The organism is Phaeobacter sp. CECT 5382, assembly GCF_001457775.1.
Classification (GTDB): domain Bacteria; phylum Pseudomonadota; class Alphaproteobacteria; order Rhodobacterales; family Rhodobacteraceae; genus Pseudophaeobacter.
On sequence record NZ_CYSG01000005.1, the window covers coordinates 217,516 to 224,941 of the forward strand.

At 59.3% G+C, this 7,426-nt stretch carries 8 protein-coding genes; 3 read left to right on the forward strand and 5 right to left on the reverse strand.

From position 1 onward, the window contains the following. On the forward strand, positions 1-1,284 hold the full coding sequence (gene hisD, locus PH5382_RS07925) for a histidinol dehydrogenase (RefSeq protein WP_058333815.1): 1,284 nt from the start codon (positions 1-3) through the stop codon (positions 1,282-1,284). Here hisD and PH5382_RS07930 read toward each other — a convergent pair. Continuing rightward, positions 1,270-2,259: a LysR family transcriptional regulator gene (locus tag PH5382_RS07930; RefSeq protein WP_058333816.1), complete on the reverse strand. Its 990-nt coding sequence runs from the start codon at positions 2,257-2,259 to the stop codon at positions 1,270-1,272. The two genes, hisD and PH5382_RS07930, sit on opposite strands and share 15 nt — an antisense overlap. A 117-nt stretch (positions 2,260-2,376) precedes the next feature. Between PH5382_RS07930 and PH5382_RS07935 the strand changes: the two genes are divergently transcribed. Continuing rightward, complete coding sequence (locus tag PH5382_RS07935) at positions 2,377-3,396, forward strand: D-cysteate sulfo-lyase (RefSeq protein ID WP_058333817.1); 1,020 nt, start codon at positions 2,377-2,379, stop codon at positions 3,394-3,396. Between the two features lie 87 nt (positions 3,397-3,483). Next, positions 3,484-4,176 carry a cysteate racemase gene (locus tag PH5382_RS07940; RefSeq protein ID WP_058333846.1) on the forward strand — a complete coding sequence of 231 codons (693 nt, stop codon included), beginning with the start codon at positions 3,484-3,486 and terminating at the stop codon, positions 4,174-4,176. Positions 4,177-4,254: 78 nt separating this feature from the next. Here PH5382_RS07940 and PH5382_RS07945 read toward each other — a convergent pair whose 3' ends face one another. The 4 genes from PH5382_RS07945 to PH5382_RS07960 are packed head-to-tail and all read right to left on the reverse strand — an operon-like array spanning position 4,255 to position 7,334. Further along, on the reverse strand, positions 4,255-5,031 hold the full coding sequence (locus PH5382_RS07945; protein WP_058333818.1) for an ABC transporter permease: 777 nt from the start codon (positions 5,029-5,031) through the stop codon (positions 4,255-4,257). Next, positions 5,028-5,780, reverse strand: a complete 753-nt coding sequence (locus PH5382_RS07950) for an ABC transporter permease (RefSeq protein WP_058333819.1) — start codon at positions 5,778-5,780, stop codon at positions 5,028-5,030. The genes PH5382_RS07945 and PH5382_RS07950 overlap by 4 nt, the downstream gene beginning before the upstream one ends. A 9-nt stretch (positions 5,781-5,789) precedes the next feature. Next, complete coding sequence (locus PH5382_RS07955; RefSeq protein ID WP_058333820.1) at positions 5,790-6,554, reverse strand: transporter substrate-binding domain-containing protein; 765 nt, start codon at positions 6,552-6,554, stop codon at positions 5,790-5,792. A 39-nt stretch (positions 6,555-6,593) separates the two neighbouring features. Next, complete coding sequence (locus PH5382_RS07960) at positions 6,594-7,334, reverse strand: ABC transporter ATP-binding protein (protein ID WP_304438336.1); 741 nt, start codon at positions 7,332-7,334, stop codon at positions 6,594-6,596. Between the last annotated feature and the right edge of the window lie 92 nt (positions 7,335-7,426).

Here is a 7,426-nt window from a genome sequence, read left to right on the forward strand (position 1 = left end):
ATGACCATAACCTATCTGAAACAGGCTGATCCCCGGCCCGCTAGCGAAAACTCCGATCTGCGCGACACCGTGGCGATTATGCTTGCCAATATCAAATCCGAGGGCGAACAGGCCGTACGTCGTTACAGCGAGACGTTGGATGGCTGGACCGGTGATATCGTGGTCTCGCAAGAAGAGCTTCAAGCAGCCTGCGCAAGGGTGTCAGACCAGGTGAAGGCGGACATTCAATTCGCTCATGATAACATCCGCAAATTCGCCGAGGCCCAATTGGCCACCATGGGGGAGTGCGAGGTCGAGCTGTTCCCCGGACATGTCGCAGGCCAAAAGCAGATCCCGGTGTCCAGTGCGGGCTGCTATGTGCCGGGGGGGCGCTACAGTCATATCGCCAGTGCGGTTATGTCTGTCACCACAGCCAAGGTGGCCGGGGTTGCCGATATCACAGCCGTGTCGCCACCTAAACCTGGGCTCGAGCTGGGAGGCGGCATTCCGGATGCAATTCTTTATGCGATGGATCTGTGCGGAGCCGACCGGATCCTGAACCTGGGTGGTGTGCAGGGAATTGCTGCCATGGCCGAGGGACTGTTTGGCGGCAAGGCGGCAGATATTCTGGTCGGTCCCGGCAATAGCTACGTGGCCGAGGCGAAGCGCATGCTGTTTGGCCAGGTCGGTATCGACATGTTCGCAGGCCCTACGGATACACTGGTGATTGCCGATGCGACTGCCGATCCCGAAACCGTCGCCTGGGATCTGATCGGGCAGGCGGAACATGGCGCCGACAGCCCGGTCTGGCTGGTCACCACAGATGTGGATCTGGCCCATACGGTATTGGAGCTGGCACCTAGGCTGGCAAGATCCTTGCCAGAGCCGAACGGATCTGTGGCCAGCATCGCCTGGGCCGAACGCGCCGAGGTGGTGCTTTGTACGACCCGTGAAGAAATGGCTCAGGTCGCTGATAGCTATGCGCCTGAGCACCTGCATGTGCAGGCGGCGGATCTGGATTGGTGGCTGGCCCGGCTCAGCGCCTATGGTTCGCTGTTTCTGGGGGCGGAAACAACCGTGCCCTTTGGCGATAAATCGGCGGGGCCAAACCATGTGCTGCCCACCAGTGGCGCGGCGCGCTATACGGGCGGGCTTTCAGTGCATAAATTCACCAAGACCGTGACCTGGCAGCGCTGCACAGCAGAAGCGGCGCAGGAACTGGCGCTGCGCACGGCACGGATCAGTCGAATGGAAGGCATGGAGGGCCACGCGAGGTCGGCCGAGCAGCGTCTAAAACGGCGCTGAGCTTTCAGGCAGCGCCCCCGTCTTCTTTCGAACTTCTTTCGAAAAAGTGGAGCGCAGGAAATCCCAGATCTCTGCGATCTCGGAGCTTTGTGCCTGCGCCATGCGTACCAAAACCAGTTGTAGAGGGGCCGTCGGGAAGGGAGCGGTCAACTGCCGCAATGTGCCCTCAGCTAGATGCTGGTCGACAAGGGAACTTGGCAGCCAGCCAACCCCTGACCCCTGCAACACCAATTGCAATACCGCATGTGACAGCGGTGTGGTCGCCACCAGATCGAGTGTCCTCTCTTTCGCAAGCTGTGGTAACAGGCGTTGGTTGATCAGGCGCCCAAAAAAGACCTCATCCGGGTAGGTGATAACCGGACAAGTAACAGAAGGATGGGAGGGCTGGGCAGGGGCATCAGGCTCATCGGGCGCATCAGGTAAGGTCATCACCTGCTCAAAAAGATCTCTGGTGGCGACCGGTAGCAACATGTCCTCTCCGATCGAAGCCACATCCACATCAAGACGGCTCAGCACTTCGTTCCCTTCGGCGCTTTGAAAAAACAGGGCAAAATCTGCCTCCCCGGAGAGGAGCGACAGGATGGCCTGATCGCGATCCGCAGATTGTACAGTAACGCCCAGGCCAAACTTCGCGTGGATACCGCGCACCAGCAAAGGCGCCTGCGTGGTGGCCAGTGAATGCGATCCGGCAATGGTCACACGGGGGCGTTGTGCCGCAGCCTTTGGCCCCAATGCTTGTTCCACTGCGCGCAACTGGCTTGCCAGCTCCCGCAGCGTGCTTTCCTGTGCCAAGACTGCAGGCAGAGGTCGCAATGGTTTTGCGGTGCGGTCAAACAGGGGCGCGCCAAGATGGTTTTCGAGTGCGGCAATGCGACGGCTGAAAGCGGACTGCGTGCGCAGCCGTTCTTCGGCGGCCTGTGCCAGAGATCCGGTTTTGAGCACCGCCAGAATATCTTCGATCCATTCCAGCCGCATTGGCCTCTCCTGTGCTTAATATGCATTCTGTGCATTATAAACGTAAGATTTCGCATTTGAAATGCGAATTTCACCGCCACATACTGGCGAAAATATCATCTTTATAAGGGCTCTCTCATGCATCTCGCTCGCTACCCCCGCCGGTTTATTGCCCATCTGCCCACCCCGCTTGAGCGCATGGATCGCCTGAGCAAGGAACTGGGTGGGCCAGAGATTTGGATCAAACGTGATGATTGCACGGGGCTGTCCACGGGCGGCAATAAGACCCGTAAGCTGGAGTTTCTGATGGCTGAGGCCGAGATGGAAGGCGCCGATGTTGTGATCACCCAGGGCGCGACCCAGTCCAACCACGCGCGCCAGACCGCAGCGTTTGCCGCCAAACTGGGCCTGCAGTGTCATCTGCTGCTGGAGGATCGCACCGGATCCAACAATGCCAATTACAAAAACAACGGTAATGTGCTGCTGGACCATCTGCATGGCGCCACAACCGAAACCCGTCCAGGCGGCGCCGATATGGCGGCGGAGATGGAAGCCGTCGCAGAAAAAATGCGCGCGACTGGCAAAAAAGTCTATACGATTCCCGGTGGCGGCTCCAACCCGACGGGCGCGCTGGGCTATGTGAACTGCGCTTATGAGCTACTGGGGCAGGTCAATAACTCCGGCACCAAGATCGACCATATCGTGCATGCGACTGGCTCTGCCGGCACACAGGCGGGGCTGATCACCGGTTTGAAAGCCACCAACGCCAATATTCCACTGCTGGGGATCGGCGTGCGCGCGCCCAAGGCTAAGCAGGAAGAAAACGTCTATAATCTGGCGGTGAAGACGGCGGAAAAACTGGGCTGTGCCGGGGTGGTCAGCCGCGAGGATGTGGTGGCCAATACAGACTACGTTGGCGAAGGCTACGGCATCCCCACCGCAGGCGGCATGGAGGCGATCCAGATGTTTGCCGAACTCGAAAGCATTTTGTTGGATCCTGTCTATTCCGCCAAGGGGGCGGCAGGTCTGATTGATCTCATTCGCAAGGGGTATTTCAAGAAAGGCGAACGCGTTGTCTTCATCCACACCGGTGGCGCTGCGGCTCTGTTTGGCTATGATGCGGCGTTTGACTTTTCTGGGCGTTGGGTTGCGAATTAAACAGCATATCGAAAGGTGACACTGGAGCGGCGCAATGGCAGCATTGCGCCCTTCGCCTATCCAGAGGGTCGGCGAAAGGAGCAGGCAATGACAAAGCGGAAGATCGGTATTTTGGGGGGCATGGGCCCCGAAGCCACAGTGCTGATGATGCAGCGGATCATTGCTGCGACGAAAGCTGCGGACGACTGCGATCACGTGCCAATGATTGTCGACAACAACACCCAGGTCCCGTCGCGTATCGACGCGCTCATTCATGGCACCGGCGCGGATCCCGGTCCGGTTCTGGCCAACATGGCGCAGGGCTTGGAGCGGGCCGGGGCAGAAGCCCTGATCATGCCCTGCAATACCGCGCATCACTATGCAGCGCAGATAAAGGCGGCAACGCCTGTGCCCTTTCTCAGTATGATCGAATGCAGCTGCGCGCAGATTGCAACAGAGATTCCGGTGGGCAGCAAGATTGGCATTCTGGCCTCACCGGCTGTGCGCCTCACCGGATTGTTTGACCGGGCTTTGGGCGAGCTTGGGCTGCGGGCCTGCTACCTTCCCGATGATAGTACGCTGTTGCAGATCATTCAAAGCGTCAAGGCACAGGGGCCCTCGCAGGAGGCACTTGCTGGACTGAATGCAGCCGGGCAGGCGTTGGTCGCTGATGGTGCCTGTTGCCTTCTGGTGGCCTGCAGCGAATTTTCGTTGCAGAGCCGCGACATCACGGCGGCCGTTCCAGTTGTGGACAGTCTGGATGTCGTTGTGGCCGAAGCCCTGCGTTTTGCCGAAGACTGAAACCGGGCAGCTAAGCTTGCAAAGAGTGCCCCCGCATCCCTGCGAGGGCTTTTACTTTTTGAACAGGTGCGCTTTCCGTCAGCGCCGCTCTGGCACTTGGTTCTCGAACCGTTTGAACGCAAGGGCGATCAGCCCTGCGATCACCATATAGGCGGCAGCCAGCAGCAAAAGCGGCTCGTAGACGATGAAGGTATCCGACCGCACACGCGAAGACACGGCGTAGATCTCCACCACGGTGATGGTGGCTACCAGCGGTGTTGCCTTCAGTTGCAGAATGGTTTCTCCACCCAGCGTCGGCAGCACGTTGCGAATGGCCTGTGGCAGCCAGATGCGACGGAACATGGTAAAGCGCGGCATGCCAAAGGATTTCGCCGCCTCCAGCTGGCCCTTGGCGACGCCGGAAAAGGCGCCGCGCATCACTTCGCCCTCATAGCCTGCATAAGACAGGGTCAGCGCCAGCACCGCATAGGGCCAGGCCTGACGCAGATAGGGCCACAGCTCGCTGCTGCGGATCCAGGGGAACTGTGGAAACAGGGAGCCTAGCCCATAGTACAGCAACCAGATCTGCAGTAGCAGCGGCGTGCCGCGGATGACCGTGCAAAACAACCGCGCCGGGGCCGACAGATACCAAGGCCCAATCGCCTGTGCGAGGCCCAGCGGGATTGCCAGTAAAAACCCCAGAACCGTGGTCACGACAAGGATCCAGATCGTGGTCCAGAGCCCTTCGAGCGCAAGTGGAGCATATTTGGGAATCCAATCCCAGCGAAGCGACAGCGCACACCACAACACGAAAGCGCCAAACAGCGCCATCAGCAGGATACGATGGGGCTGCATCAGGGATTTCAGACCGCTCATGATCCGCCCTCTCGCAGGGAGGGCTGGCCGCGCCGCGCCCATTTCTCAATCCGGGCAAACACGGCCCCGGAGCAAAGCGTCACCATCAGGTACAGCCCGCCTGCGGCGAGGAAGAAGGTGAAATAAGCGCGGGTAGAGCTGGCGGCCTGCTTGGTTTCCAGTGTCAGCTCGTTAAAGCCGACGACAGCCAGCAGCGCTGTGTCTTTGGTTGCAATCAGCCAGAGATTGGCCAGACCGGGTGTGGCAAAGCTCATCATGGCGGGGATAGTCACACGGCGCATGGTCAGAAAGGCCGGCATGCCATAGGCGCGGGCGGCTTCGATCTGGCCCGGAGGTACTGCCTGAATGGCGCCGCGCAAGACCTCTGTGGCATAGGCTCCTTGGACGATGCCCAAGACCCAGATGCCGGCCACAACGCCGCTGATCTCGACCCGGCCATAGCCCAGCATCTGCGCGACCTTATTGATGAGATCGGTGCCGACGTAATACAGGATCAGGATCAGTACCAATTCCGGTACCGCGCGGATAACAGTGGTATATATGGCGAGCAGGTCCCGTAGGATTGGCCCGCCATAGAGTTTTCCATAGGCCCCGAAAAGCCCGATCATCAGCCCCATGCCAAAGGCGCCAAACGCGATCTGCAGAGAGTTTGCCAGACCGCGCAAAAGGTTCATGCCCCAGCCGGGAGCCGAGAGCGACAGCAAAGCCGCGCTTTCGGCCAGGCCGAGCCATTCGAGGACCATCGTCACGTCAGTGCCTTAGTAAATGCTGGCAGAGAAATAGCGCGAAGTGATCTCGGCGTGAGTGCCGTCCTCAAGGATCTTGGCAATGCCTGCATTGATCGCTTCGCGCAGGGCGTCATCGCCTTTGCGCACGCCCGCACCTGCACCGCGACCAAGGATCTCCGGATCATCGGCAACAGTGCCCTTGATTTCACAGCAGGCCCCGGTGTCGGAGGCAACAAAATCGGCCATGGCGATGCTGTCGGCCTGGGTCGCGTCAATGCGCCCGGCATAGAGGTCCTGATTGGCCTCGTCCTGGGTCTGGTAGACGCGGATCTCAGAGTCCTTGAAATATTCCTGCGCATAGGCCTGGTGGATTGTGGAGGCCTGAATGCCGATGATCTTGCCTGCGAGCCCTTCAGGGGTCGCCGCGATATCCATGGATTTATCCGCAACCACCACGGCGGGCGTGTTGTAGTAGGGGTCGGAGAAGTCGATGGTCTTCAGGCGTTCTTCGGTGATCGACATCGAGGCCATGATGGCGTCGATCTGCTGGCCGGTCAGTGAGGGGATGATGCCATCCCAGGCAACTGGCGTCAGCACGCAGTCAAGGTTGGCGGCGGCGCAGACAGCACCGATCACGTCAACTTCCCAGCCAACCCATTTGCCTGAGGAGTCCAACGAGGCAAAGGGAGGGTAGGGTTCAGCCGCGATACCGATCTTGACCTGTTCGGCCTGGACGGCACCGGCTGTGAGGCTGGCAAAGGTCAGGCCAGCGGCCAGAATTGCTTTCATAGACATTGTGTATCTCCCTGTTATGGATTTGTTTTGTTGATTTTGTCACGAGACGGATTTGAGGAACTGTTGCAAACGCTCGGACTGGGGGTTGCCAAAGACCTCGGCAGGTGGACCCTGCTCTTCGATGCGTCCCTGGTAAAGATAGACGACATGATCCGCGACCTCGCGGGCAAATCGCATCTCATGGGTGACCAGCAGCATGGTGCGCCCTTCGGCGGCCAGATCGCGGATCACGGTGAGAACTTCGCCGACCAGTTCCGGATCCAGCGCGCTGGTGGGTTCGTCAAACAGCATGACGGATGGATCCACAGCGAGTGCCCGCGCAATGGCGGCGCGCTGTTGCTGTCCACCAGACAAAAAGGCGGGAAAGGCGTCTTCTTTGTCGGCCAGGCCGACCCGCTGCAGCAGTTTTCGGGCGGATGCGATGGCTTCGGCACGGGGCTGCTTGAGCACATAGACCGGGACTTCGATGACATTTTCGAGCAGGCTGCGATGGGTCCACAGGTTAAACGACTGAAACACCATGGCCAGGCGGGTGCGAATACGCTCGATCTGGCGCTGGTTGGCGGGGGTGCCATCCGCGCGCATCTGGATCTCTTCGCCGTCGATTTCAATCTTGCCGGAGGTTGGTGTTTCAAGGAAATTGGTGCAGCGCAGCATGGTGGACTTGCCTGAACCGCTGCCACCGATAATCGCCACCACATCCCCCTGTTTGGCCGTCAGAGAAACCCCTTTGAGCACCTCTAGCGTGCCGAAGGATTTGTGCAGGTCGGTAATGCGCACGGGCTTTGTTGCACAAATCGGGTGAGGGATTCATTTTGTGAATCCAGCATGGTAGCTGGAGTATATGAGCAGTTGGGCCCCTACGAAGTACA